This is a genomic window from Magnetospira sp. QH-2 (assembly GCF_000968135.1).
GTDB lineage: Bacteria > Pseudomonadota > Alphaproteobacteria > Rhodospirillales > Magnetospiraceae > Magnetospira.
Genome location: NZ_FO538765.1, coordinates 3,982,777 through 4,004,922, shown reverse-complemented (window position 1 = coordinate 4,004,922; position 22,146 = coordinate 3,982,777). Strand labels below are relative to the sequence as shown.

The 22,146-nt window shown below is 61.5% G+C and carries 22 protein-coding genes; 1 reads left to right on the top strand and 21 read right to left on the bottom strand.

Annotation, left to right across the window (positions count from 1 at the left end; all coding sequences use genetic code 11):
- Nucleotides 1-65: 65 nt before the first annotated feature.
- From pnp to tsaB, 20 genes are all read right to left on the bottom strand, one after another.
- Nucleotides 66-2,204, bottom strand: a complete 2,139-nt coding sequence (pnp, locus tag MGMAQ_RS18825) for a polyribonucleotide nucleotidyltransferase (RefSeq protein WP_046022764.1) — start codon at nucleotides 2,202-2,204, stop codon at nucleotides 66-68.
- A 130-nt stretch (nucleotides 2,205-2,334) separates the two neighbouring features.
- A complete protein-coding gene (gene rpsO / locus MGMAQ_RS18820; protein ID WP_046022763.1) occupies nucleotides 2,335-2,604 on the bottom strand; it encodes a 30S ribosomal protein S15 in 270 nt (89 codons plus the stop codon).
- Nucleotides 2,605-2,624: 20 nt separating this feature from the next.
- The gene (gene truB, locus MGMAQ_RS18815; RefSeq protein ID WP_046022762.1) at nucleotides 2,625-3,551 is read right to left on the bottom strand and encodes a tRNA pseudouridine(55) synthase TruB; all 927 of its coding nucleotides are present in this window, start codon (nucleotides 3,549-3,551) and stop codon (nucleotides 2,625-2,627) included.
- Entirely contained in the window at nucleotides 3,541-3,963 is a 423-nt protein-coding gene (gene rbfA / locus MGMAQ_RS18810) for a 30S ribosome-binding factor RbfA (protein ID WP_046022761.1), read from the bottom strand. The genes truB and rbfA overlap by 11 nt, the downstream gene beginning before the upstream one ends.
- Nucleotides 3,964-4,142: 179 nt before the next feature.
- Complete coding sequence (gene infB / locus MGMAQ_RS18805) at nucleotides 4,143-6,707, bottom strand: translation initiation factor IF-2 (protein WP_046022760.1); 2,565 nt, start codon at nucleotides 6,705-6,707, stop codon at nucleotides 4,143-4,145.
- Nucleotides 6,708-6,717: 10 nt separating this feature from the next.
- Nucleotides 6,718-7,386 carry an RNA-binding protein gene (locus tag MGMAQ_RS18800; protein ID WP_046022759.1) on the bottom strand — a complete coding sequence of 223 codons (669 nt, stop codon included), beginning with the start codon at nucleotides 7,384-7,386 and terminating at the stop codon, nucleotides 6,718-6,720.
- Nucleotides 7,364-9,004 carry a transcription termination factor NusA gene (gene nusA, locus MGMAQ_RS18795; protein WP_046023546.1) on the bottom strand — a complete coding sequence of 547 codons (1,641 nt, stop codon included), beginning with the start codon at nucleotides 9,002-9,004 and terminating at the stop codon, nucleotides 7,364-7,366. The genes MGMAQ_RS18800 and nusA overlap by 23 nt, the downstream gene beginning before the upstream one ends.
- Nucleotides 8,997-9,524, bottom strand: a complete 528-nt coding sequence (gene rimP / locus MGMAQ_RS18790) for a ribosome maturation factor RimP (protein WP_046022758.1) — start codon at nucleotides 9,522-9,524, stop codon at nucleotides 8,997-8,999. Before rimP ends, nusA begins: the two co-directional genes overlap by 8 nt.
- A gap of 156 nt (nucleotides 9,525-9,680) precedes the next feature.
- Nucleotides 9,681-10,379: a tRNA (guanosine(46)-N7)-methyltransferase TrmB gene (trmB, locus tag MGMAQ_RS18785; RefSeq protein WP_046022757.1), complete on the bottom strand. Its 699-nt coding sequence runs from the start codon at nucleotides 10,377-10,379 to the stop codon at nucleotides 9,681-9,683.
- Nucleotides 10,376-11,557, bottom strand: a complete 1,182-nt coding sequence (gene metK, locus MGMAQ_RS18780) for a methionine adenosyltransferase (RefSeq protein ID WP_371258372.1) — start codon at nucleotides 11,555-11,557, stop codon at nucleotides 10,376-10,378. Before metK ends, trmB begins: the two co-directional genes overlap by 4 nt.
- 111 nt (nucleotides 11,558-11,668) lie before the next feature.
- Nucleotides 11,669-12,166, bottom strand: coding sequence for a helix-turn-helix domain-containing protein (locus MGMAQ_RS18775; RefSeq protein WP_082085609.1), 498 nt, complete (start codon nucleotides 12,164-12,166; stop codon nucleotides 11,669-11,671).
- A 134-nt stretch (nucleotides 12,167-12,300) separates the two neighbouring features.
- On the bottom strand, nucleotides 12,301-13,884 hold the full coding sequence (gene lnt / locus MGMAQ_RS18770) for an apolipoprotein N-acyltransferase (RefSeq protein ID WP_046022755.1): 1,584 nt from the start codon (nucleotides 13,882-13,884) through the stop codon (nucleotides 12,301-12,303).
- A gap of 9 nt (nucleotides 13,885-13,893) precedes the next feature.
- A complete protein-coding gene (locus tag MGMAQ_RS18765; RefSeq protein ID WP_046022754.1) occupies nucleotides 13,894-14,802 on the bottom strand; it encodes a hemolysin family protein in 909 nt (302 codons plus the stop codon).
- The gene (gene ybeY, locus MGMAQ_RS18760; protein ID WP_046022753.1) at nucleotides 14,799-15,314 is read right to left on the bottom strand and encodes an rRNA maturation RNase YbeY; all 516 of its coding nucleotides are present in this window, start codon (nucleotides 15,312-15,314) and stop codon (nucleotides 14,799-14,801) included. Before ybeY ends, MGMAQ_RS18765 begins: the two co-directional genes overlap by 4 nt.
- A 9-nt stretch (nucleotides 15,315-15,323) precedes the next feature.
- Nucleotides 15,324-16,331 carry a PhoH family protein gene (locus MGMAQ_RS18755; RefSeq protein ID WP_046022752.1) on the bottom strand — a complete coding sequence of 336 codons (1,008 nt, stop codon included), beginning with the start codon at nucleotides 16,329-16,331 and terminating at the stop codon, nucleotides 15,324-15,326.
- Complete coding sequence (gene miaB / locus MGMAQ_RS18750; RefSeq protein WP_256379961.1) at nucleotides 16,331-17,665, bottom strand: tRNA (N6-isopentenyl adenosine(37)-C2)-methylthiotransferase MiaB; 1,335 nt, start codon at nucleotides 17,663-17,665, stop codon at nucleotides 16,331-16,333. Before miaB ends, MGMAQ_RS18755 begins: the two co-directional genes overlap by 1 nt.
- Before the next feature lie 15 nt (nucleotides 17,666-17,680).
- Nucleotides 17,681-18,151 carry a Fur family transcriptional regulator gene (locus MGMAQ_RS18745; RefSeq protein ID WP_046022751.1) on the bottom strand — a complete coding sequence of 157 codons (471 nt, stop codon included), beginning with the start codon at nucleotides 18,149-18,151 and terminating at the stop codon, nucleotides 17,681-17,683.
- A gap of 88 nt (nucleotides 18,152-18,239) precedes the next feature.
- Nucleotides 18,240-18,644 carry a MucR family transcriptional regulator gene (locus tag MGMAQ_RS18740; protein WP_046022750.1) on the bottom strand — a complete coding sequence of 135 codons (405 nt, stop codon included), beginning with the start codon at nucleotides 18,642-18,644 and terminating at the stop codon, nucleotides 18,240-18,242.
- 137 nt (nucleotides 18,645-18,781) lie between these two features.
- Nucleotides 18,782-19,237, bottom strand: coding sequence for a GNAT family N-acetyltransferase (locus MGMAQ_RS18735; protein WP_046022749.1), 456 nt, complete (start codon nucleotides 19,235-19,237; stop codon nucleotides 18,782-18,784).
- Nucleotides 19,234-19,920 (bottom strand): tRNA (adenosine(37)-N6)-threonylcarbamoyltransferase complex dimerization subunit type 1 TsaB, encoded by a 687-nt coding sequence (tsaB, locus tag MGMAQ_RS18730; RefSeq protein WP_046022748.1) that lies wholly within the window; start codon nucleotides 19,918-19,920, stop codon nucleotides 19,234-19,236. Before tsaB ends, MGMAQ_RS18735 begins: the two co-directional genes overlap by 4 nt.
- Before the next feature lie 54 nt (nucleotides 19,921-19,974).
- Between tsaB and ddpX the strand changes: the two genes are divergently transcribed.
- The gene (gene ddpX / locus MGMAQ_RS18725) at nucleotides 19,975-20,538 is read left to right on the top strand and encodes a D-alanyl-D-alanine dipeptidase (protein WP_046022747.1); all 564 of its coding nucleotides are present in this window, start codon (nucleotides 19,975-19,977) and stop codon (nucleotides 20,536-20,538) included.
- A gap of 253 nt (nucleotides 20,539-20,791) precedes the next feature.
- Here ddpX and MGMAQ_RS18720 read toward each other — a convergent pair whose 3' ends face one another.
- Nucleotides 20,792-21,823 carry an IS110 family transposase gene (locus tag MGMAQ_RS18720; protein WP_046020119.1) on the bottom strand — a complete coding sequence of 344 codons (1,032 nt, stop codon included), beginning with the start codon at nucleotides 21,821-21,823 and terminating at the stop codon, nucleotides 20,792-20,794.
- Between the last annotated feature and the right edge of the window lie 323 nt (nucleotides 21,824-22,146).

Sequence of the window (22,146 nt, the reverse complement as noted above, 5' to 3'; positions counted from 1 at the left end):
TGGGGCAATAAAAAAAAGGGGGTACCATCGGCACCCCCTTTTTCATTCAATCGGAAAACGGGATATTAGCCCTCGTCATCCTTTTTACGCGTGTCTTCCGGCTCGCGCGGCTCACCGGTTTCCTGATCCACCAGCTTCATGGACAGCTTGACCTTGCCGCGATCGTCGATGCCGATCAGCTTGACCCAGATCTCGTCGCCTTCGCTGACCACATCGGTCACCTTGGCGACGCGATGATCGGCCATCTGGCTGATATGCACCAGACCGTCGCGCGGGCCCAGATAGTTCACGAAAGCGCCGAAATCAACAACCTTGACCACCTTGCCACGATAGATCCGGCCGACTTCCGGCTCGGCGGCAATGGCTTCGATCATCGCCATGGCCTTATCGGTGGCGGCCTGGTCGGCGGCGGCGATTTTCACCGTACCGTCGTCGTCCAGATCGATGCGGGCACCGCTGGTCTCCGAGATCTCGCGAATCATCTTGCCACCCGGGCCGATGATCTCGCGGATCTTGTCGGCCTTCACCTTCATGGTGGTGATCCGCGGGGCGGTATCGGCCACGTCATCACGCGACGAATTCAGGGCATGGCCCATCTCGCCAAGTATATGCAACCGACCGTCCTTGGCCTGGGCCAGGGCGGTACGCATGATGTCCTCGGTGATGGAGGTGATCTTGATGTCCATCTGCAAGGAGGTGATGCCCTCCTCGGTCCCGGCCACCTTGAAGTCCATGTCACCCAGGTGATCTTCGTCACCGATGATGTCGGAAAGCACGGCCACGCCGTCTTCTTCCTTGATCAAGCCCATGGCAATACCGGCCACCGGACGGCCCAGGGGCACACCGGCATCCATCAAAGCCAAAGAGGTGCCGCAAACGGTCGCCATGGAGGAAGACCCATTGGACTCGGTGATCTCGGAGACCACGCGGACCGTATAGGGGAAGTTCTCCTTGGCCGGCATCAGCGGATTGATCGCCCGCCAGGCCAGCTTGCCGTGACCGATTTCACGACGGCCCGGGGACCCCATGCGACCGGTCTCGCCCACGGAGTAGGGCGGGAAGTTGTAGTGCAGCATGAAGTTGCGGCGGAATTCGCCTTCCAGGGCATCAATGATCTGCTCGTCCTGGCCAGTACCCAGGGTGGTGACCACCAGGGCCTGGGTCTCGCCACGGGTGAACAGCGCCGAGCCATGGGCCCGGGGCAGCACGCCCACTTGCGAGACGATCGGACGCACGGTCTTGGTATCGCGACCGTCGATGCGGGTGCCGGTCTTGAGGATGTCGCGACGGACGATTTTCTGTTCGAGCTTTTTGAAAATACCGCCGACCAGATCCATGTTGACGCTATCGTCGCCGGATAATTCCTGGGTGACCCGGTCCTTGACCGCTTGCACCTTGTCCTGACGGGCCAGCTTGATGGTCTCGCCATAGGCCAGACGCAGGTCTTTTTCGGCCATTTCGGTGACCCGGGCGGTCAGCTCGTCGAGGCCTTCCGGCGGCTGCGGCAGATCCATGGGCTCCTTGGCACAGGCTTCGGCCAGTTCGATGATCGCCTTGATCACCGGCTGGCAATTCTCGTGACCGAAAGTCACGGCGCCGAGCATATCGTCTTCGCTCAGCTCGGAAGCCTCGGATTCGACCATCAGCACGCCTTCCATGGTCCCGGCCATGATCAGGTCGAGCTTGGAATCAGCCAATTGTTCCATGGTCGGGTTGAGCACATAGGCGCCTTCGATCAGGCCAATGCGAGCCGCGCCGATGGGGCCGAGGAACGGCACGCCGGACAGGGTCAAGGCGGCGGAAGCGCCAACCAGGGAAGCGATGTCCGGATCGTTTTCCATGTCATGGGCCATCACGGTGCAGACCACCTGGGTCTCGTTCTTGAAGCCCTTGGCAAACAACGGACGGATCGGACGATCGATCAGGCGGGAGGTCAGAACCTCCTTTTCGGACGGACGGCCTTCGCGCTTGAAAAAGCCCCCCGGGATCTTCCCCGCGGCAAAGGTCTTTTCCTGGTAGTGGACGGTCAGCGGAAAGAAATCGATTCCGGGGCGGACACTCTTTTCGGCGACCGCGGTGCAAAGCACCTTGGTCTCGCCATAGGTGACCATGACACAGCCGTCGGCCTGACGGGCGATGCGCCCGGTTTCCAGGACGAGCTTGCGCCCTCCCCAGTCAATTTCTTTTCTAAATTCTGTGAACATATCTGTCTTCCTTCATACGTACGGACAATCCGGCCCGCCACGGCGGCGGTCCGGGTGGGAGCTCGCTGATGTTCATGAGCGCCCCATGAGAAAGGCCGGGAACGATCCCCGGCCTTCTGTTTCGGTGAGTTTAGCGGCGCAGACCCAGGCTCTGAATCAAGGCTTCATAACGGCCCTGGTTCTTGCGCTTGAGGTAGTCCAGCAACCGGCGGCGCTGGCCGACCATGATCAACAAGCCGCGGCGCGAGTGATGATCTTTTTTGTGTTCCTTGAGGTGTTCGGTCAGGTTGCGGATCCGCTCGGTGAGGATGGAAACCTGAACCTCGGGCGAACCGGTGTCGCCTTCTGCCTGCTGATACTCCTTGATCAGCTCGGTCTTGCGTTCTGCGGTAATCGACATCGGATACTCCTTTTCAAATCTTATAAGTTCAACACGCGGACGGGGCGCACCTCGCCGCCTTCGACCCGGGCCAATGCCACCGGCTTGCCGTCTTCCATGGCGCACACGGTGGCACCCTGAGGGACGGCGTTTTGTGGTGATCGGCGGGCGACGGCCAACAGGGAAACCGGCTGTCCGTTGCGTAATCGCCTGGCCTCGGCTTCGGTCAGGGCCAGCGCCGGGATGTCGTCCAGCGCGGTCTCAACCGCAAGCAGGTAGTCTTCGAGCGCGGCACTATGCCCCAGCTCTTCCAGTTTATCCAGTGAAATCGCGTCCTTTTCGCTGAACCCGCCGACCGAAATGCGGCGCAGTTCGGAAATATGCCCCACCGTACCCATTGCGCGGGCCAAATCGCGGCCCAGGCTGCGCATATAGGCGCCTTTGCCGCTTTCCACTTCGAAAGTGGCATGGTCGTCATCGACCATTTCAAGCAATTCGAAGCGGTCGACGCGGATCTGCCGGGATTGCAAGGTCACTTCCTGATCGGCGCGGGCCAGGGCATAGGCCCTTTGACCGTCGATCTTGACCGCCGAATACTTGGGCGGCACCTGATCAATGGTCCCGATGAATTGCTTCAGGGCCTGGTGGATTTCGTCTTTCGTCGGGCGTTTGTCCTCGGTGGCGATGATCTCGCCTTCCGCATCGTCGGTGCTACGTTCGATCCCCCAGCGGACGGTGAAATGATAGACCTTGGTGCCGTCCATCACATAGGACACGGTCTTGGTGGCCTCGCCCAGGGCCAGGGGCAGAATCCCACTGGCCAGCGGATCAAGGGTACCGCCATGACCCACCTTGGCGGCGTTGGTCAAACGCCGGACGCGTCCGACGACCTGATTGGAGGTCAGTCCCAAGGGCTTATCGATGATCAACCAGCCATGAATGGGAATGCCGCGCCGTTTACGCCCCATTGTCGTCTTCCTCGGGCTCTTCGTCCCGGGGACCCAGATCACGAGACACTTCCGGCGAATGTAAAAGGGCATCGATATGAGAGGCTTCGTCAAAGGATTCATCGGCCTTGAACGACAAGCGCGGGACACTGCGCAACCGCACGCGACGGGCCAGTTCGTGACGTAAAAAAGCCTGGGATCGGGTCAGGGCCTCCAACTGCGGGGTCGCGTCGCCGCCGCCCAGGGGCACCACGAACACCGTGGCATTGCGCAGGTCGGGGCTGACCCGCACCTCGGTGATGGTCAGGACCACGCCGTGAAAGGCCGGATCGCGCAGGTCGCCGCGCTCCATGACCCAGGCCAGGGCATGGCGGATTTCCTCGCCGACGCGAAGTTGGCGCTGACTGGGCGCGCGACTAGGGGCTCTTTTCATGGTTAATTGCTTTGCTGCTCCAGGGGTTGCCTGTGCGGCGCACCATCCTTCGACAGGCTCAGGATGAGGCTCGACAGGCTCAGGATGAGGCTCGACCAGGCTCAGGATGAGGGTAGGCTAACCATGGAAGCTCGCCTTGAGCTTGTCGCGCGGCGAGGTGATCCAGGGCCTCTCCATCCTTAAAGCTCCCCTGCTACCTCCTCGATCTCGAAGCACTCGATCATGTCGCCCTTCTTAAGGTCGTCATAGTTCTCGAACGACATGCCGCATTCGAAGCCTTCCTTGACTTCCTTCACGTCGTCCTTGAACCGCTTGAGGGTCGATAGGGCACCTTCGTGGATCACCACGTCGTCGCGCAACAGGCGCACCTTGGCGCCGCGCTTGACGGTACCGTCGGTGATCATGCAACCGGCCACCGCACCCACCTTGGTCACCCGGAAGACCTCGCGAATCTCCGCATAGCCGAGGAAGCTCTCGCGCAGGGTCGGTGCCATGATGCCGGTCAACGCCTTCTTCAGGTCGTCGGTGACGTCATAGATGATCGAGTAGTAGCGGATATCGACGCTGTCCCGGCGGGCCATGTCGCGGGCCTGCGGGTTGGCGCGGACATTGAAGCCGATGACCACGGCCCCGGAGGCCTGGGCCAAGGTGATGTCGGATTCGTTGACGCCGCCCACCGCCGAGTGGAGGACGGTCACCTTGACTTCCTCGTTCCCCAATTTCTCCAGAGATCCGATGATGGCCTCGACCGAGCCCTGCACATCACCCTTGATGACCACGGGCAATTCCTTGACCTCTCCGGCCTGGATGCTCTCGAACATCTGTTCCAAGGTACCGCGCTTGGTGGCGGCGGCCCGGGCCTGACGCTCGCGACGCTCGCGGAATTCGCTGATCTCACGCGCCCGCTGTTCGTCCTCGACGACGACAAAATCATCACCGGCGGACGGTGTGCCGTTGAGGCCCAGAACCTCGACCGGCATGGCCGGCCCCACGGACTTGACCTGTTCGCCATGGTCGTTGACCAGGGCCCGGACACGGCCCCATTCCTTACCGGAAACAAACAAATCACCGATGGACAGAGTGCCGCGCTGAACCAGCACGGTGGCAACGGAACCGCGTCCGCGTTCCATTTTGGCCTCGATGACCACGCCTTCGCAGGCCCGATCGGGGTTGGCCTTCAGGTCGAGCATTTCGGCCTGGAGCAGGATCATCTCTTCGAGCTTGTCCAGGTTGGTGCGCGCCTTGGCGGATACCTCGACGGTAATCAGATCACCGCCCATTTCCTCGGGTACCAGCTCGTGTTGCAGCAATTCGTTGCGTACCCGGGTGGGGTCGGCGTCGGGCTTGTCCATCTTGTTGATGGCCACGATGATCGGTACTTCGGCGGCCTTGGCGTGATGAATGGCTTCCACCGTTTGCGGCATGATGCCGTCATCGGCGGCCACCACCAGCACCACCACGTCGGTGATGCGGGCGCCACGGGCGCGCATTTGGGTAAAGGCGGCGTGACCCGGAGTATCGATAAAGCTGATCTTGGCCCCTGATTCCAAAGTGACCTGATAGGCACCGATATGCTGGGTGATACCGCCCGCTTCGCCGCCCGCCACATCCGTGGCACGCAGGGCATCAAGCAATGAGGTTTTGCCGTGATCCACATGGCCCATGACGGTGACCACCGGCGGGCGCTGTTGCATATTCTCGTCGCTGTCGTCTTCGCCCACCAAACCAATTTCCACGTCGGAATCGGACACGCGCTTGACCGTATGGCCGAATTCCTCGATCACCAGTTCGGCGGTATCGGCGTCGATGGTCTGGTTGATGGTCGCCATCTCGCCCATTTTCATCAGCGATTTGATCACGTCGGCACCGCGCTCGGCCATGCGGTTGGACAGTTCCTGCACGGTGATGATTTCCGGCAGGGTGACTTCGCGGATGATTTTCTTGGCGTCGGCGCCGGTGGCCTGACGCAGTTTCTGTTTTTCCTTCTCCCGCGCCCGGCGTACGGAGGCCAGACTGCGCGTCCGCTCGTTGTCGTCCAGAGCGGCGGCAATGGTCAGCTTGCCAGAGCGGCGGCGCTGGTCCCCACCACGTCCACGGGTCGGGGTCTTGCGCTGCTGTTCTTCCTTGGCCCGCTTGAGCTTGGCTTCCTCGGCGGCCTTGGCGGCAGGCTTCGGCGCCGGTTTGGCATCGGGCTTTTCCGATGGCGGCAACGGCATGGAGGCCGGGGCTGGAGCCGGTTTGGTGGCCTTGGCGGGCGGCGCCTGCTTGGGTTCCGGTGCCGGCGGCGGCGGGTTCTTGGCCTCTTCCTCGGCCCGGCGCTTGCGTTCCTCGGCTTCCTTCTTTTCCCGTTCCAGGCGCTCGGCTTCCAGGCGCTTGTTTTCCTCTTCGGCCTTAAGGGCCTCCTGCAAGGCTTTGACGCGGACAGCCTTTTCCTGGTCGGTCAGATTGGCGTGGGACGGTTCTTCAGGAATTGCCTCGGGAGTCGGCACCGATTCGGCGGCAACGGGAGCCGGGGCGGGCGCTGCCTCCTCGACTAATTTACCATCGACCTTGGTCATGCGTCCGCTGGCGCCGCGCTCGTAGGTCCGCTTCTTGCGCACCTCGACGGTGACCGTCTTCGATCGTCCGTGGGAGAAGCTTTGACGCACTTGGCCGGTCTCGACGGTCTTTTTCAGCTCGAGTTTCTTCGGCCGCGACAGCGTCAGCTTTTTCTCGTCCTTGTTTTCGGTCTCGGTCTCGGTCATGACAATCCGTTCACATCAATCGTTCATTCGGGTCCCCGACCAGTTCGGCTTCCCCTTGGTCCGTCGGCGGCTCGCGGAAGCCAGCCAGACGGTCGCATTCGGTCTTCAGTCGCGCCGCCAGCCCCCCGGGACCGATCAGCACATGCACCGCCGCCTCACGGCCCAGCGCCTGGCCCAATTGCTCGGCGCTTAGCGGATCCGCCACCGGCAGGTCCGGCGCCAGGGCCCGCACCTTGGACCGGGATCCATCGGCACCATCGGCTGCCGCCAACAGCAGTCTGCCCCAATTCTCGCGCAACCGCGCGCGAACCTTTTCATACCCGGCGACCAGTTGTCCGCCGCGCCGGGCCAGCCCCACCAGGGCCAAGCATCGCCCGATCAACAAGGCCTCGACCCGGTCGGCCAGATCATCCGGCGTGGTCACCGCCGCGCGGGCGGCACGGGCAAATGACCGTTTGGCGCAGGCTGTATTTACCACACTGCGCCGCGCGCTCAACCAGATTCCCCTTCCGGGTAGGCGGTTTTCCACGTCGGGGACCACCTCTCCGGCAGGCCCCACCACGAAACGGATCATCGCCGTTTTAGGCAGGGTATCGCCAGTCACCACACAACGACGGCGCGGTTCATCCCCGTCGTCGTGCTTTTTAGACCGTCGTTCAGGCGCTTTCGCCCTCGCCACCGGCCGCTCCCTCGCCCGATTCGGGCGCTTCTTCGTCTTCGAACCAATGGGCGCGGGCGGCCATGATCACCACGTCGGCCTCGTCGGCGGACATGGGGCTCAACAGCAGCAAGCTGCGCAAAGCCGCATCGTCCATCTCCAACAGCCCGTCCAGGGTCGCCTCGCCCTTTTCGCGCAGCAGGATAAACCGCAGTTCATCGCCGGTCAGATCGGCCAGGTCGTCCAGGGTTTTGACCCCGTTCTCGCCCAGCTGCGCCAACATCACCGGTGACAATCCTTCGACCGCCGCCAGTTCTTCGTCGACACCCAACTCGCGACGCCGCGAGGTGGCTTCTTCGTCGACCCGTTCCATGTAATCCCGGGCACGATTGCGCAGTTCCTCGCCCACTTCCTCGTCGAAGCCTTCGATGGATGCCAATTCCTCCACCGGTACGAAAGCCACTTCCTCCACCGAGGTAAAGCCTTCGGTGACCAGCAAATGGGCGATCACGTCGTCCACATCCAGGGCATCGATGAACATCTTGGAGCGGCTGTGGAACTCTTCCTGACGCCGCTGGGATTCTTCTTCCTCGGTGAGGATATCGATTTCCCAGCCGGTCAGCTTGGACGCCAGGCGCACATTCTGGCCGCGCCGACCAATGGCCAGGCTCAGCTGATCGTCAGGCACCACCACTTCAATGCGGTTGGCTTCTTCGTCCAACACCACCTTGGCCACTTCCGCCGGGGCGAGGCCGTTGACGATGAAGGTCGCCGGGTCCTGAGACCACTGAATGATGTCGATCTTTTCACCTTGCAGTTCGCCGACCACCGCCTGAACGCGGGAGCCCCGCATGCCGACGCAGGCACCGACGGGATCAATGCCCGAGTCGTTGGACAACACGGCGATCTTGGCCCGCGAGCCCGGATCCCGGGCCACCGACTTGACCTCGATGATGCCATCGTAGATTTCCGGTACTTCCTGGGTGAACAGCTTGGTCATGAATTCCGGATGGGCGCGGGACACGAAAATCTGCGGCCCGCGCGGCTCTTCGCGGACGTCCATGATATAGGCACGTACCCGGTCGCCATTGTTGAAGTGCTCGCGGGGGATGCTCTCGTCGCGGCGAAGCAGCGCCTCGGCCCGGCCCAGATCGACCACCACGTTGCCGAATTCAACCCTTTTGACCAATCCGTTGACCACTTCACCGACGCGGCCCTTGTATTCCTCGAACTGACGTTTGCGCTCGGCGTCGCGTACCTTTTGCACGATGACCTGCTTGGCGGTCTGAGCGGCGATACGGCCGAAATCGATGGGCGGCAGCGGATCAATCAGGAACTCGCCCACGGCGACATCGGCCTGCTTGCGTTGGGCCTGCTCCAGGGTCAGCTGAGTGACCTCGTTCTCCACTTCCTCGGCCAGCGCGACCACTTCGATATAGCGGGCGAGCTTGATTTCCCCCGACTTGCGGTCGATATGAGCCCGAATATCGTGCTCATGGCCGTATTTGTTGCGGCCCGCTTTCTGAATGGCCTGCTCCATGGCCTCCAGAACCTCGTCCCGTTCGATACCCTTTTCACGGGCCACGGCGTCGGCTACCTGCAACAGCTCGGGCCGGCCTTGTTCGATCGTGCTATCCATGTTCATCAGCGTCTCGTCCGCTCGCTTCCGTCACGTTCCTGTTTCCCGCCTCGGCCATCAGATGGTCATTCAGGACCAGCTTGGCTCTGGCAATCTCATCGAAGGGTAGGGCCGCTTGGGCGCCGTCCTCCATATCCAGCAGCACGGATTCTTCTTCCATGCCGCCTAGAATTCCTCTGAACCGCCGTTGGCCGTTTTGCGGCCGTGCCAGTTCCACTTTCGCCTCGAAACCGGCATAGCGGACAAAGTCCTTGGGCCGGGTCAGCGGTCTGTCCAACCCCGGAGAACTGACCTCCAGGGTGTAGTTCTGTTCAATGGGGTCTTCCACATCCAGCAAGGCTGAAACGGCCCGGCTGACGGTCGCGCAATCGTCTACGTTCATGTCCCGCCCGTCCGACGGTTCGGCCATGATCTGTAAAGTCATATGCCGGTTGCCGGTGGTTTGGACTCGGACCAGGTCGTAGCCCATGTCCTCAATGGTCGGGCCGATCAACTCGGCGATGCGTATGCTCAACTCCATAGGTCGTCCGTCACCAGATAACAAATCACTCGATACAGGCTTCTAAAAACAAAAAAGCGGGCCGGAGGCCCACCTTCGAAGTGCTGTCAATCAGCGATCCAAAGAACATTGGCCGGGACTATAGGCTCAGCGGGGCTCCGATGGCAAGGATTTTCATCACTCCGTCCGCACGAACGTCAAATAGACACAGCGGTCGCCCTTGGCCAACGCCTTGGATTCGTAGCGGGTGATTTCCGCGTCGGCGGGCCGGTGCCGCCAGTCCTCGGCACGGCGGGCCGTCCATTGGAATTTCGGATGATCCATCAGGTGGCGCAGGGCCCAGCGAATGTAGGTCATATGGTCGGAGGCGACGCGCAGTTCCGCGCCCGGTTTCATCACCCGGGCCAGCAGATCCAGATTGGGCGGGCAGATGAATCGTCGCTTGGCATGTCGGCTCTTGGGCCAGGGGTCGGGGAACAGCACGAACACCCGGTCCAGGCTGGCGTCGGGCAGGCGATCAAAGACCTTGCGGGCATCGTCATCGAGCAGCCGGATATTGTCCAGGTCGCGGTCGCGGATTTCGGTGAGCAGCCGCGCGACTCCGTTGATAAAAGGCTCGCAGCCGATAAAGCCCACATCGCGCCGCGCCGCGGCCTGGGCAGCCAGGTGCTCGCCACCGCCGAAGCCCAGCTCCAGCCAAAGTTCGCCGAACGGGCGCTCGAACAGCGAGGCGGGATCAAGGGGACCATCCAGGTCCAGACGCAGCGCCGGCAGAAGCTCCTCCACGAGCTTCTGCCGGTTGGTCCGTAGGGGCTTGCCCTGGCGGCGGCCATACAGCCGCCGTGCGGGATCCCTGTTCAGGTCGTCCGGAGTCACGCCCCGAAGGCGGACTTCAAACCAGCCACCAGGTCGGTCTTCTCCCAGGAGAAGCCGCCGTCGTCTTCCGGCGTACGCCCAAAGTGGCCATAAGCGGCGGTGCGGGCATAGATCGGCCGGTTGAGTTGCAGATGCTCGCGGATGCCGCGCGGCCGCAGATCGACCATTTCCTGCAGCACCTTGACCAATTTGGCCTCATCCACGTTGCCGGTCTCGTGGGTGTTGACATAGACCGATAGCGGATGGGACACGCCGATGGCATAGGCCAGCTGAATGGTGCAGCGCTCGGCGAGACCGGCGGCCACCACGTTCTTGGCCAGATAGCGGGTCACATAGGCCGCCGACCGGTCCACCTTGGTCGGATCCTTGCCGGAGAAAGCGCCGCCGCCATGGGGCGCCGCGCCGCCATAGGTATCGACGATGATCTTGCGTCCGGTCAGACCGGCGTCGCCGTCAGGACCGCCGATGACGAACCGGCCGGTGGGATTGACATAAAACTGAGCGTCGTCGCACATCCAGCCCGCCGGAAGAACCTTCTCGACGAAAGGACGAACGATCTCGCGGATGGCGTCTTGCTCCAAGTGTTCGGCATGTTGTGTGGAGACCACCACCGAAGTGGCGCGGACCGGCTTGCCGTTTTCATATTGCAGAGTCACCTGGCTCTTGGAATCCGGGCCCAGGCCGGAATTGGCTTCGGCATGGCGGGCCTCGGCCATCAGCCGCAGGATCTCGTGGGAATACTGGATCGGCGCCGGCATCAGCGCATCGGTCTCGTTGCAGGCATACCCGAACATAATGCCCTGGTCGCCCGCGCCCTCGTCTTTGTTGCCCGCGGCGTCCACGCCCATGGCAATATCGGCGGACTGGGAATGGATGTGCGAGATGATTTCCGCATCGCGCCAATGGAAGCCATGCTGTTCATAGCCGATGTCCTTGATGGCCTGCCGAGCGGCTTCTTTGAACTGGTCGTGACCCAGATTGTCCGGCCCGCGCACTTCACCCGCCAAGGCGACGAAGTTGGTCGTGCACATGGTTTCCGCCGCGACGCGCACGTTGGGGTCGCCGGAAGCCAAAAACAAATCGACGATGCTATCGGAGATCCGGTCGCAGACCTTGTCGGGATGACCTTCGGAAACGGATTCACTGGTAAACAGGTACGAGGCCGCGGAAGTGGACACGGATACTCTCCTTTTCGAAAAGAACGGATGGGGCATACGAAAAAACGCGCCTTGTTGTGGCAAGGAACGTTTGATCGGTCAAGAGGAACCTGCCGGGACAGGGCCCGACGCTTAGGGTTCTTCGGAAAGAGCCGTCTCCAGATCGGTCTTGGCCAGGGATTTGGCCAGCTCGAACAGACGGCGGCGGACCACCGGGTCACCCACTTTGTAGTAGGCGCGTACCAGTTCCAGGGTCTCGCGCCGGGTCATGGGATCCGCTTCGATCTCGGCCTGAGCCTGATCTTGGAAGCCGAGCAGTTCCATGCCGCGCTTGGTTTTCAGATCCTCCGACATATCATCGAAGAAAAACGCCACCGGCACATCGAGAATGCGGCTCAGTTCAAACAAACGGCTGGCACCGATCCGGTTGGCACCGCGCTCGTACTTCTGAATCTGCTGAAAGGTCAGGCCCACGGCCTCGCCCAGCTTCTCCTGGCTCATGCCCATCAGGGTCCGGCGCAACCGCACCCGGCTGCCCACATGGATATCAATGGGATTGGGAACCCCCGGCGGCAGGCGCTTGTCACTGAGCTTGCGTTTGCGGACGGCGGGGTCTTCGTTCGGGGGCATGGCTGTCATGGCTCGCTCTGGGTTTCCCTTATGAGTGTTATATCGGATGGGTGGTCCGAGAATTCAACCACAGACTACTTTACACCTAGGTATAGGGTCAATAAGACTGTTGAGAAACTGTCTTAGTTACCGCCTCACCTGTCTACTTTTAGGCGATCAAAAGCCCGGTTGGCAAGAACAATTCCGATCATCAGGATGGATAAGGCAAGCGGAATGGCGTTACCCACGCGGGCAAAGAGGGGCGCTTTTTCAATCGCTTGCGGCAAAGTGCTGTCGAGCCGCCCCCGGCTGCCCAGGGGCAGATGGGCCAGGACGCGCCCAAAAGGCTCCACAACGCCCGATATACCACTGTTGGATATCCGGACCAGGGGAAGACCCTCTTCCACCGCCCGCAGTCGGGCGGCGGCAAAATGCTGATAGGGACCGGCGGACATGCCGAACCAGGCGTCATTGGTCACATTGAGCAGCCATTGGGGTCGATCCTCGGGATCGGCCACGTTTCCGGGGAAGATCACTTCGTAGCAAATCAATGGCGAAAAAGGCGGCAGACCATCGACTTTCAGGGTCCTTGGGCCGGGTCCCGGGGAATAGTCCGTCCGACCCTTGGTGAGTTTGGTGACTCCGGGCACCCAGTCCAATGGATTGTATTCGCCGAACGGGACCAGATGGAATTTGTCGTAATCAGCCACGAACTGTCCGTCGCCGTTGAGCACATGCAGGCTGTTCCAGAGGCTGCGATCCTCGCTGTCCGGATTACGCCAGCGCGGCGCACCGGTGATCAGAGCGCCACCGGGAGGCACCACCCGGCCCAGCACCTGGCGGAGGTTTTCGTTGTTGGAAAGGTCGTAGGGCACAGCCGTCTCGGCCCAAATGATATGGGTCGGGGTGACCCGCTCACCCGGGTTTTCCCCCTCGGCGGTGCTCAGCGCCATCTGATCGGCCACATGGCGGGAGCGCAGACTGGGTAGCCATTTCAGACTCTGATCGATGTTCGGCTGCACCAGACGCAGGTGAATTCCGTCGACCACTCGCCCCCCCGGCTCACCGGCGGCTTCGAGGCGCCAGCTTCCGAGACTCCCCATGATCACCAGAGCAACCAAGGCCGCCAAGGTCGGTAGGCGGCGGCGCCAGGGACGCTCTTCGACATCGCCCAAGGTCGCGGGCAGGGCCGCCAACAATACGGTGATCAGGCTCAGGCCATAGGCCCCAACCAGCGACGCGCCTTGCAGCATCGATGGCGCGACGGTCCAAACCGTGGCCATCAGGTTCCAGGGGAACCCCGTCAGTGCCCATCCGCGGACCCATTCCATCAGGGTCCAGACGGCGGCCAGCGCCACGATCCGTGCCATGCCGCGGCCGCCGATCGCGTGGGTCAGCAAGGTCGCCAGTCCGAAGAACAAGGCCATCCCCCCGGCCAAAAAGACGATGGCAAAGGGGATCATCCAGCCATGCTTTTCCGGATAGACCAGAAAGGCCTCGGCGACCCAGAACAGCCCGCCGGCGAAATGTCCCAGGCCGAACCACCAGCCGACGGCAAAAGCGCTTTTACGACCGGTCACGCCATCCAACAGCCAGACCAGCCCGACAAAGGCAACCACCAAAAGAGGAATGATATGCAATGGCGGCAAGGCCCCCACCGACAACAATCCAAGGACCAGGGATGTCAACGCCCGATGCCAGCCGCTCAAATTGCGGAAACGGCCTGCCCATCTACGCATGGGAAACTCCTAGTCGGGTTTGGCCGGGGCGGCGGGAAGCCGGATCCGCAGACGGCGAATGCGGCGCGGGTCGGCGTCCAGGATCTCGAATTCGATCCCGCTGGCATGGGACACCAGCTCGCCGCGAATGGGCACCCGGCCCACCAGGGCGAACACCAGACCGCCCAGGGTATCCACGTCTTCGTGTTCCTCGTCGGCGAAATAGTGGCCATGGGCCTCTTCGAAATCCTCGATGGATAGCCTCGCATTGGTCTCGAAGGAGCCGTCTGGCATTTCCTGCAACGATGGCTCCTCGTCCCGGTCGTGTTCGTCTTCGATTTCGCCGACGATTTCCTCCACCAGGTCTTCAATGGTCACCAGCCCGTCGATGCCGCCGTACTCATCGACCACCAAGGCCAAGTGGCAGCGGCTGACCCGCATCTCCAACAACAATTCCAATACCCGCATGGACGGAGAAACAAACAACAGGTCGCGCACCACCTTGGACAGGTCGAATTCCTCCTGGCGATCCCACCAGCCCAGCGCATCCTTGATATGAACCATGCCGATGGCCTCATCGAGGTTCTCGCGGAAAACCGGTAGCCGCGAGTGTCCCTCGCTCACCATGCATTCCACCACTTCGACAAACGATGTGCCGCATTCCAAAGCGATGATATCGGCCCGGGGCACCATCACGTCACCCATGGTCCGCTCGCGCAAAGAGAGGATATTGTCGAGGAGGATCTTCTCCTGTTCGGCAATGGGGGCAGCGGATTCCTCGTGTTCCTCGATCAACTCACCGATCGCGGCCTTGAGGCTATTCTCCGGATCGTCCACCGGGCGTCTGTCCCGCCACCAGTCGCGGAGGGACGTGACAAGGCTACCGTTGGCGGCACCATGCCCGTTGGTTGGCGGGGGAGGGGAAGTGTCGTCGTTCATTGATCCATTCGGCCGTTGCCGTCCTGTGCCCCGGAAGAGGCGTAGGGATCCATGATCCCGAGCCCGGCCAGAAGTTCCGTTTCCAATCGTTCCATTACGTCGGCCTCTTCATTGTCTTCATGGTCGAAGCCGAGCAGGTGGAGCATACCATGAACCACCAGATGACTGAAATGGTCGGCGAAAGACTTTTGTTGCTCTTTCGCCTCACGGACAGTGGTCTCCAGGGCAATGATCACATCGCCAAGCATTTTCGGGCCCTTACCCGCCTGCCCTGCATCCAGATCGGCAAAAGACAAGACATTGGTGGGCGCGTCGCGGCCCCGGTAGTCCAAGTTGAGCCCGCGGACGGTCTCATCGTCGGCCAGCACCAACGATGCTTCCACCGGCTCGGTCGGCCTGCCCAGCACGGCCAGGGCGGCGCGGCGGCCCAAAGCCTTGGCATCGGGCAGGGCGGTGGTCCAGTCCGCGCAATTCACGGCGATGGTCAGGTCCACGAGAGGGTTTTCGGACATGATCCGGGACTATTCCTGTTCATAGGGCGCCGAAGCCTTGCGCCGCGATTCCACATGGTTATAGGCCCGGACAATGCGGGTCACCAGGTTGTGGCGCACCACGTCGGATTCCTGAAACCGGGTCACGGCGACGCCTTCGACGCCATCGAGCACCTCCAGCGCATCCCGCAGGCCCGAACGGATGCCGCGCGGCAGGTCCACCTGAGTCAGGTCCCCGGTGATCACCATGCGCGAGCCCTGACCCAGACGGGTGAGAAACATCTTCATCTGCACGGCGGTGGTATTTTGCGCCTCGTCCAAAATGACAAAGGCATTGGACAGGGTGCGACCGCGCATAAAGGCCAGGGGCGCGACCTCGATCTCGCCTTTTTCCAGGCGTTTTTCCACCTGATCGGCGGGCATCATGTCATTGAGAGCATCGTACAAGGGCCGCAAATAGGGATCGACTTTTTCCCGCATGTCGCCAGGCAGAAAACCCAATTGCTCACCGGCCTCCACCGCCGGGCGCGACAGGATGATGCGGTCCACCTCGCCAGCGATCAATCGTTCCACCGCCTTGGCCACCGCCAGATAGGTCTTGCCGGTGCCCGCTGGACCCACGCCGAAAACCAGCTCCTGATCGTCGATGGCCTTCAAATAGGTGGCCTGGGTCGGCGACCGGGGGCTCAGGGTTCGCTTGCGGGTGCTGACCTGCACATCCATGGCCGCCGCCGGGACCCCGCCCGCGACCATGCGCAGGGCGGCTTCCACCTCGCCCAGACCCACCGACAATTTCCTTTCCAGCCGGTCATACAGCCCATTGAGCACGTCCGCCGCCGCCTGTTGCTTTTCCGGCGGCCCCGCCAGGGCGACCATGTTGCCACGGCTCGGGCAGCTGATTTTCAGGGTTTTCTCGATATGTTTGAGATGGCGTTCTTCCGCCCCGAACAAGGTACGGGCCAAGTCATTATTGTCGAAAGAAAGAACCAAATGGCCGGAATTGGGATCAAAGGGATCCTGAGGGGTAACAGGAGGCATCAGGCGCAGGCCTTTGCGTTGGGGGACAGGGGAACACCGGAAAGACTGTTGGGATGGGCGGCGGTGATTTGCAGATCGACCACCTGATTGAGCCATTTCTCGCCGTCTTCCACATGGACGGCTTGCATATAGGGACTGCGGCCCACGGCCTGACCAGGATGGCGACCGGGTCGGTCGAGCAATACCGGCATCACCCGGTCCAGGCAGGCCCGGTTGAAGGTTTCCTGGTCGTTATTGAGCTGCGTTTGCAGGCTGGACAGTCGGGCGCTTTTGAGCTCCTCGGGGACCTGTATCTCCATGGAGGCCGCTGGCGTTCCCGGGCGCGGGCTGTATTTGAAAGAATAGGCCTGGGCAAAGCCGATGTCCTTGACCAGATCCAAGGTCGCTTGGAAATCCGCGTCGGTCTCGCCAGGAAAGCCGACGATGAAGTCCGATGACAGGGCCAGATCGGGCCGCACCTTGCGCAGCCGGTCCACCACGCGGTAATAGTCCGCCACGTCATGATTGCGGTTCATGGCCTTGAGCACACCATCCGAACCGGACTGAACCGGCAGGTGCAGAAACGGCATCAGTTGATCCAAGTCCCCATGGGCAGCGATCAGGTCATCATCCATATCCGCCGGGTGCGACGTGGTATACCGCAGCCGGGGCACGCCCAGATCGGCCAGGGCGCGCAAAAGGCCGCCCAATCCGCCCTTGCCGCCGTGATAGGCATTAACGTTCTGGCCCACCAGGGTGATCTCGCACACGCCCTGAGTCAGCAGTTCCCTGGCATCGGCGAGGATGTCCGGCTGCGGGCGCGAATACTCCGCGCCACGGGTATAAGGCACCACACAGAAGGTACAGAACTTGTCGCAGCCCTCCTGCACCGATAGGAAGGCCGACGGTTGACCGGCGGCGCCGGGCTTGGGCAGATGGTCGAATTTCGGATCGGCGGGAAAGTCGGTATCCAGTTGCCGGCCACCGGCCCGCTCGGCCCGGGCAACCATTTCAGGCAGCCGATGATAGGTCTGCGGTCCGACCACCAGGTCCACATGGGGCGCCCGGCGCAGGATCTCCTCGCCCTCGGCCTGGGCGACGCAGCCGGCCACGGCGATCACCGTGCGGTGGCCCCGTTTGGCGCGCGTTTCTTTGTCCAGGCGCAAACGGCCCAGATCCGAATAGACCTTCTCGGCGGCTTTTTCGCGAATATGGCAGGTATTGAGGATGACCATGTCGGCATTTGCCGGATCCTCGGTCGGCTCATAGCCCAACGGTGCCAATAGATCGGCCATGCGTGCCGAATCGTAGACATTCATTTGACAGCCGAAAGTCTTGATATGGAGCTTTTTCACGGGCGGAAGGGGGCTCTATTCCTGAAGATCGTCATCCGATAGGGGAACACCATATAGCTCCAGCCGGTGCCCCACCAAGCGAAATCCGTACTCCTGAGCGATGCGTCGTTGCAGGGCCTCGATTTCGCTGTTTTGGAATTCGATCACCTTGCCCGTGTTGACATTGATCAGGTGATCATGGTGCTCGTCGGGGGCCTGTTCGTAGCGTGCCCGACCATCGCCGAAATCAAGGCGCTCGATGATCTGTGCCTCTTCGAGCAGGCGCACGGTGCGATAGACGGTGGCGATGCTGATCTTGGGATCCACCGCCGTGGCGCGGCGATAGAGTTCCTCAACGTCGGGATGATCTTCGGCCTGTGACAGCACCCGGGCAATAATCCGGCGTTGGCCCGTCATTTTCATGCCACTGGATACGCAACGCTCCTCGATGCTGGAAACACCACCAAGGATTCCATTACCACTGCCTTTGGTCTTTTGATCCGCCATGTCCGTCGTCACGATCCGTTTCGTCCGCCCTGCGCTTCAGGGGTCCCGAACGATCGGAACCCGTCCATCGATGGAAACACCGCGGAGACTACTTCCGGGGCTTGGTCCCCAGACCGATCTTTTTCGCCAGGCTGCTGCGATGGGCCGCATAGTTCGGCGCGACCATGGGATAATCGGCGGGCAAGCTCCAGCGTTCGCGATATTCTTCCGGAGTCATGTTGTAGGCGGTTTTAAGGTGCCGCTTCAACATTTTTAGCTTCTTGCCGTCTTCCAGGCATACCAGGAAATCCGGTTGAATGGATTTTTTGATCGATACCGCCGGGCGCGGCTTTTCAACCGTGACCTCGGGTTCATCGAGGGTCGCCAGGGTGCGGTAAACGTCTTGAATAAGAGTCGGCAGTTCCGAGATCGCCAATGAATTATTGCCCACATGGGCGGCAACTATTTCGGTGGTCAGCTCTAAAAGTTCTGCAACATTATTACTATCGGACATAGGAAATACCCCCCCCGGTGTAAGGTTTTTTTTGACTATACTAAATGCATGTAAGTGCTGCAAGGACCCATGTGGGTTTTATTTGAAGTGTTCTCTAATTAAGAACTGTTATCAACTGAAATAGAGACCAAATTCAACTATTGACCTTGATCAAATACCAATAGCAAGGCATCCACTGCCGTTTCTTCGGATCTTTTGTAGTAGCCCGGTCGTCGACCGATGGGCGTGAATCCTTGCCGTTCGTACAAAGCCCGGGCCGCATCATTGTCCGCCGCCACTTCCAGCAACAACCGGGGAGCCCCGACACCGGCCAATTGTGTCCGGGCAACCCGTAGAAGATGGGCGGCGTGGCCCTGCCGTTGGTGGTCGGGATGGGTGGCGATGGAGATGACTTCCGCTTCGTCAGCGGCCTGACGACAGAGGATATAGGCCACGGGGGCCTCACTGGCGATCCCGATCAAGGCTAAAATACCCGGCGTGGCCAATAGGGATTGCAGATCCTCGCGCCGCCAGGGGCTGCCGAATGCCGTTTCGTGTAAATGCGACAGCAGCGCCGCGTGGGCCGGACCCACGGCTTCCACCTGCAAGGTCATGGCCGCAGGCGGCCGCCGTCTTTGGGCAGCTTGGCATCGGGAGGACGGAGATACAAAGGGGTGGGATGGCTCACGGCCTCTCGGTCCGCGGCCAGGGCCGCCATGTGCGCCGGATCGGGAAGGGACGCGGCGGTGGAAACCCGGACATCCCGCCCCGGCAAATGCGCCCCGGCCTTGTCCACCCCATCGCCGACCAGAAGCAGCGGACCGGCCGGGAGCCCATCGGCCAGGGCTTCCGGAGCCAGGGCGGCGGGCTCGCCGAGCGGCGTCAAGGCGGGGTCAAAACACTGAACAAAAAAGTCCGCCCTTTTGCTATCCAGGATCACCACCACCGACCGGCCCCGGCGTTCCGCTGGCGGGACCCCTTGGGCCACCGCTTCGGTGGTGGTGACCGGCACGATGGGGCGGTTCATGGCCAGGGCCAGTCCCCGTGCCGCCGCCAATCCGATACGCAGGCCGGTAAAAGCACCCGGGCCGACGGTCACCACCAGCCGATCCACCGCATCAAATGTCAGACCGGTCTCCTGCATCACCGCCTTGACCATGGGCAGCAAGGCTTCCGACTGGCCCCGCGGCATGACTTCCGCGCGCCGGGCCAGGGTCTCGCCGGCCCGCCACAGGGCGACGGAACAGCCGCTGGTGGCGGTATCGAGAGCCAATAGGAGGGGGGCTGGGTTTTCCATGGTCCCCGGTTATACTGCCCACAAGCCCGCCCGACAACCAACCCGGATCACTCCATGCCGCTGATCGAGATTACCCCGCAAACCCACAATGTGGATTTGGATATCGCCTATGCCACCGCCGACAATTTTACCGGCAAGCCGGTCTACACCCGGGCGGCCTGCTATCTGCATCCCGAAGCCGAGGCACTGCTGCGACAGGCGGTGGATCTGGCCGCCATTCAGGGCTGGCGGCTGAAGATCTTTGATGCTTTCCGCCCTTCCGAAGCACAATGGAGGCTGTGGAACCATACCCCGGATCCGGAATTCCTCGCCGATCCCCGGCGCGGATCCCCCCATTCCCGGGGCGCCGCCATCGACCTGACCTTGCTGGATCGGCACGGCCGGGAATTGGAGATGGGCACGCCTTTTGACCGCTTTTCGCCGCTATCCCACCACGGCAATGGCGACATCTCCCCCGCCGCCCAGCACAATCGGCTCTTGCTCATGGGGCTGATGACCACGGCGGGGTGGGATTTCTATCGCAATGAATGGTGGCACTATCAGCTATTCGACGCCCGCCGCCTGCCCACCTTCAGCGATAGCGCCCTGCCCGTGCCGATGATGGGCGAATGGCTTTAACAGGCTGCTTCTGTAATCGAGTCATTTGAGTCAAGCTGATTTCCAAGCCGTCGGTTTGAACCTGGGGTATGTGGCGCCCTTTGCTTCTGTCCGCGGTCGACGTCGTCGCCGCATGATGGGGATCAAGGGGGATCGGGTGCAGCAATCTGAAAAGCGTGGTCTTACGCCACTGCAGCCTGCGCGCTGTCATCCGAGCCCCGCGCGTCGCCACGCGTCCTGGCCGCCCTTCAGGCGATCTCGGTTTTCGTTGTGTTTAGATGGCGGTCTCCTCCTTGCGGTACTGGAAGTCCGTGCCGTCGATCCACATGCGATGCATGATTACGGCGAGACGCCGGGCAACGGCTACCTTGGCGCGTTTCATCCCGCGCCTTTTGGCGACCGCGAGCCCCCAGTGTTTGAGCCAGGACCAACGGCGGGTTCGAGTGAGAAGTGCATTGGCGGCCTCGAACAAAAGCCAACGAACCATGGCATCTCCGCACTTGCTGATGGGGCCGCTTCGGTCCTGCTCTCCCGAGGCGTATCTGCGTGGGACAAGCCCGAAGTGGGCGCCGACCATGACCGACTTTTGAAACCGTTCCGGCACGTCGAGTCCTGTCCTGAAAGCGAGGGCGGTAACCGGGCCGACGCCGGGAACGGTCATCAGGCGCCGGCAAACGCTATCATCGCGCGCAGCGGCATGAACCTGCCGGTCGAGCTTGTCGAGTTGTTCGAGCAAGGCTTGGCGCGCAAGCAAGAGCGGCTCGGCGGCTGCGCTGAGGTGCGGGTTATCAGCCGTCAATTCCCGAACCCGCGCCGCGAAAAGGCGTCCGCGCGCCATACCGACCTTGAGGCCGAAAGCTTTCAATGTTCCTCGTACCGTATTGGACAACTGACGGACCTGATGAACCAGGGTCTCCCGATGGGTCAGCACCATCCGGAGCTCCTGACTGCGCGCGGTCTTGACGTGGGTCGCGCGGTACAAACCGGTCCGCATCGCCTGGCTGATCAAGCGGGCGTCGCGACGGTCCGTCTTGACTGGGCTGGCGCTGGCAAAGGCCTTCATTTGCCGGGTCTCGATACAAATCACAGGGAGGCCCCGACTGGACAGTCCTGCGTACAGCCAAGGCGCCAGAGGGCCAGCTTCCAACCCAATTCGCGCAAAGCCACGCCCGCTTTCCTCGAGCCAAGTGGCGACCGCCTCGGGTGTGCTTGACACCTTGCCTTCGCGAATGACGGTTCCCTTTGCATCAATCTCACAGATCGAAATGCTTGCCATCGATACGTCCATTCCAACAAAATACTCCATGGCTGGTCTCCTCTGTTCCATGTCCAGGAATTGACCCGGATACTTGATCAAGACCGAGTGTGGAGACCAGCTGACTGTCTAGGCAATCCCTGACTGCTCGATTACCGCCATCTGAAAAAGTGTTGTCCTGCCGCCCGCTTCACCCTTCGACAAGCTCAGGGTGAGGCTATCATGTTGAAAGTTCAAAGGCTCTCATGCTGAGCTTGTCGAAGCATGTGTCGCCACAGGCTCGAAATCGGACTTTATTCAGCAGCCTGCTAGCCCGAATTATTCACGATCCGTGGCCGAAAAGGGTGGCGAACGTAGCTTAAATGGTTGAATTA

Coding starts and splice junctions, on each gene's coding strand:
- pnp (WP_046022764.1), bottom strand. CDS start 2,204: ATGTTCACAGAATTTAGAAAAGAAATTGACTGGGGAGGGCGCAAGCTC.
- rpsO (WP_046022763.1), bottom strand. CDS start 2,604: ATGTCGATTACCGCAGAACGCAAGACCGAGCTGATCAAGGAGTATCAG.
- truB (WP_046022762.1), bottom strand. CDS start 3,551: ATGGGGCGTAAACGGCGCGGCATTCCCATTCATGGCTGGTTGATCATC.
- rbfA (WP_046022761.1), bottom strand. CDS start 3,963: ATGAAAAGAGCCCCTAGTCGCGCGCCCAGTCAGCGCCAACTTCGCGTC.
- infB (WP_046022760.1), bottom strand. CDS start 6,707: ATGACCGAGACCGAGACCGAAAACAAGGACGAGAAAAAGCTGACGCTG.
- nusA (WP_046023546.1), bottom strand. CDS start 9,004: ATGGATAGCACGATCGAACAAGGCCGGCCCGAGCTGTTGCAGGTAGCC.
- rimP (WP_046022758.1), bottom strand. CDS start 9,524: ATGGAGTTGAGCATACGCATCGCCGAGTTGATCGGCCCGACCATTGAG.
- MGMAQ_RS18775 (WP_082085609.1), bottom strand. CDS start 12,166: ATGCCCCCGAACGAAGACCCCGCCGTCCGCAAACGCAAGCTCAGTGAC.
- lnt (WP_046022755.1), bottom strand. CDS start 13,884: ATGCGTAGATGGGCAGGCCGTTTCCGCAATTTGAGCGGCTGGCATCGG.
- MGMAQ_RS18765 (WP_046022754.1), bottom strand. CDS start 14,802: ATGAACGACGACACTTCCCCTCCCCCGCCAACCAACGGGCATGGTGCC.
- ybeY (WP_046022753.1), bottom strand. CDS start 15,314: ATGTCCGAAAACCCTCTCGTGGACCTGACCATCGCCGTGAATTGCGCG.
- MGMAQ_RS18755 (WP_046022752.1), bottom strand. CDS start 16,331: ATGCCTCCTGTTACCCCTCAGGATCCCTTTGATCCCAATTCCGGCCAT.
- MGMAQ_RS18745 (WP_046022751.1), bottom strand. CDS start 18,151: ATGGCGGATCAAAAGACCAAAGGCAGTGGTAATGGAATCCTTGGTGGT.
- MGMAQ_RS18740 (WP_046022750.1), bottom strand. CDS start 18,644: ATGTCCGATAGTAATAATGTTGCAGAACTTTTAGAGCTGACCACCGAA.
- MGMAQ_RS18735 (WP_046022749.1), bottom strand. CDS start 19,237: ATGACCTTGCAGGTGGAAGCCGTGGGTCCGGCCCACGCGGCGCTGCTG.
- tsaB (WP_046022748.1), bottom strand. CDS start 19,920: ATGGAAAACCCAGCCCCCCTCCTATTGGCTCTCGATACCGCCACCAGC.
- ddpX (WP_046022747.1), top strand. CDS start 19,975: ATGCCGCTGATCGAGATTACCCCGCAAACCCACAATGTGGATTTGGAT.
- MGMAQ_RS18720 (WP_046020119.1), bottom strand. CDS start 21,823: ATGGAGTATTTTGTTGGAATGGACGTATCGATGGCAAGCATTTCGATC.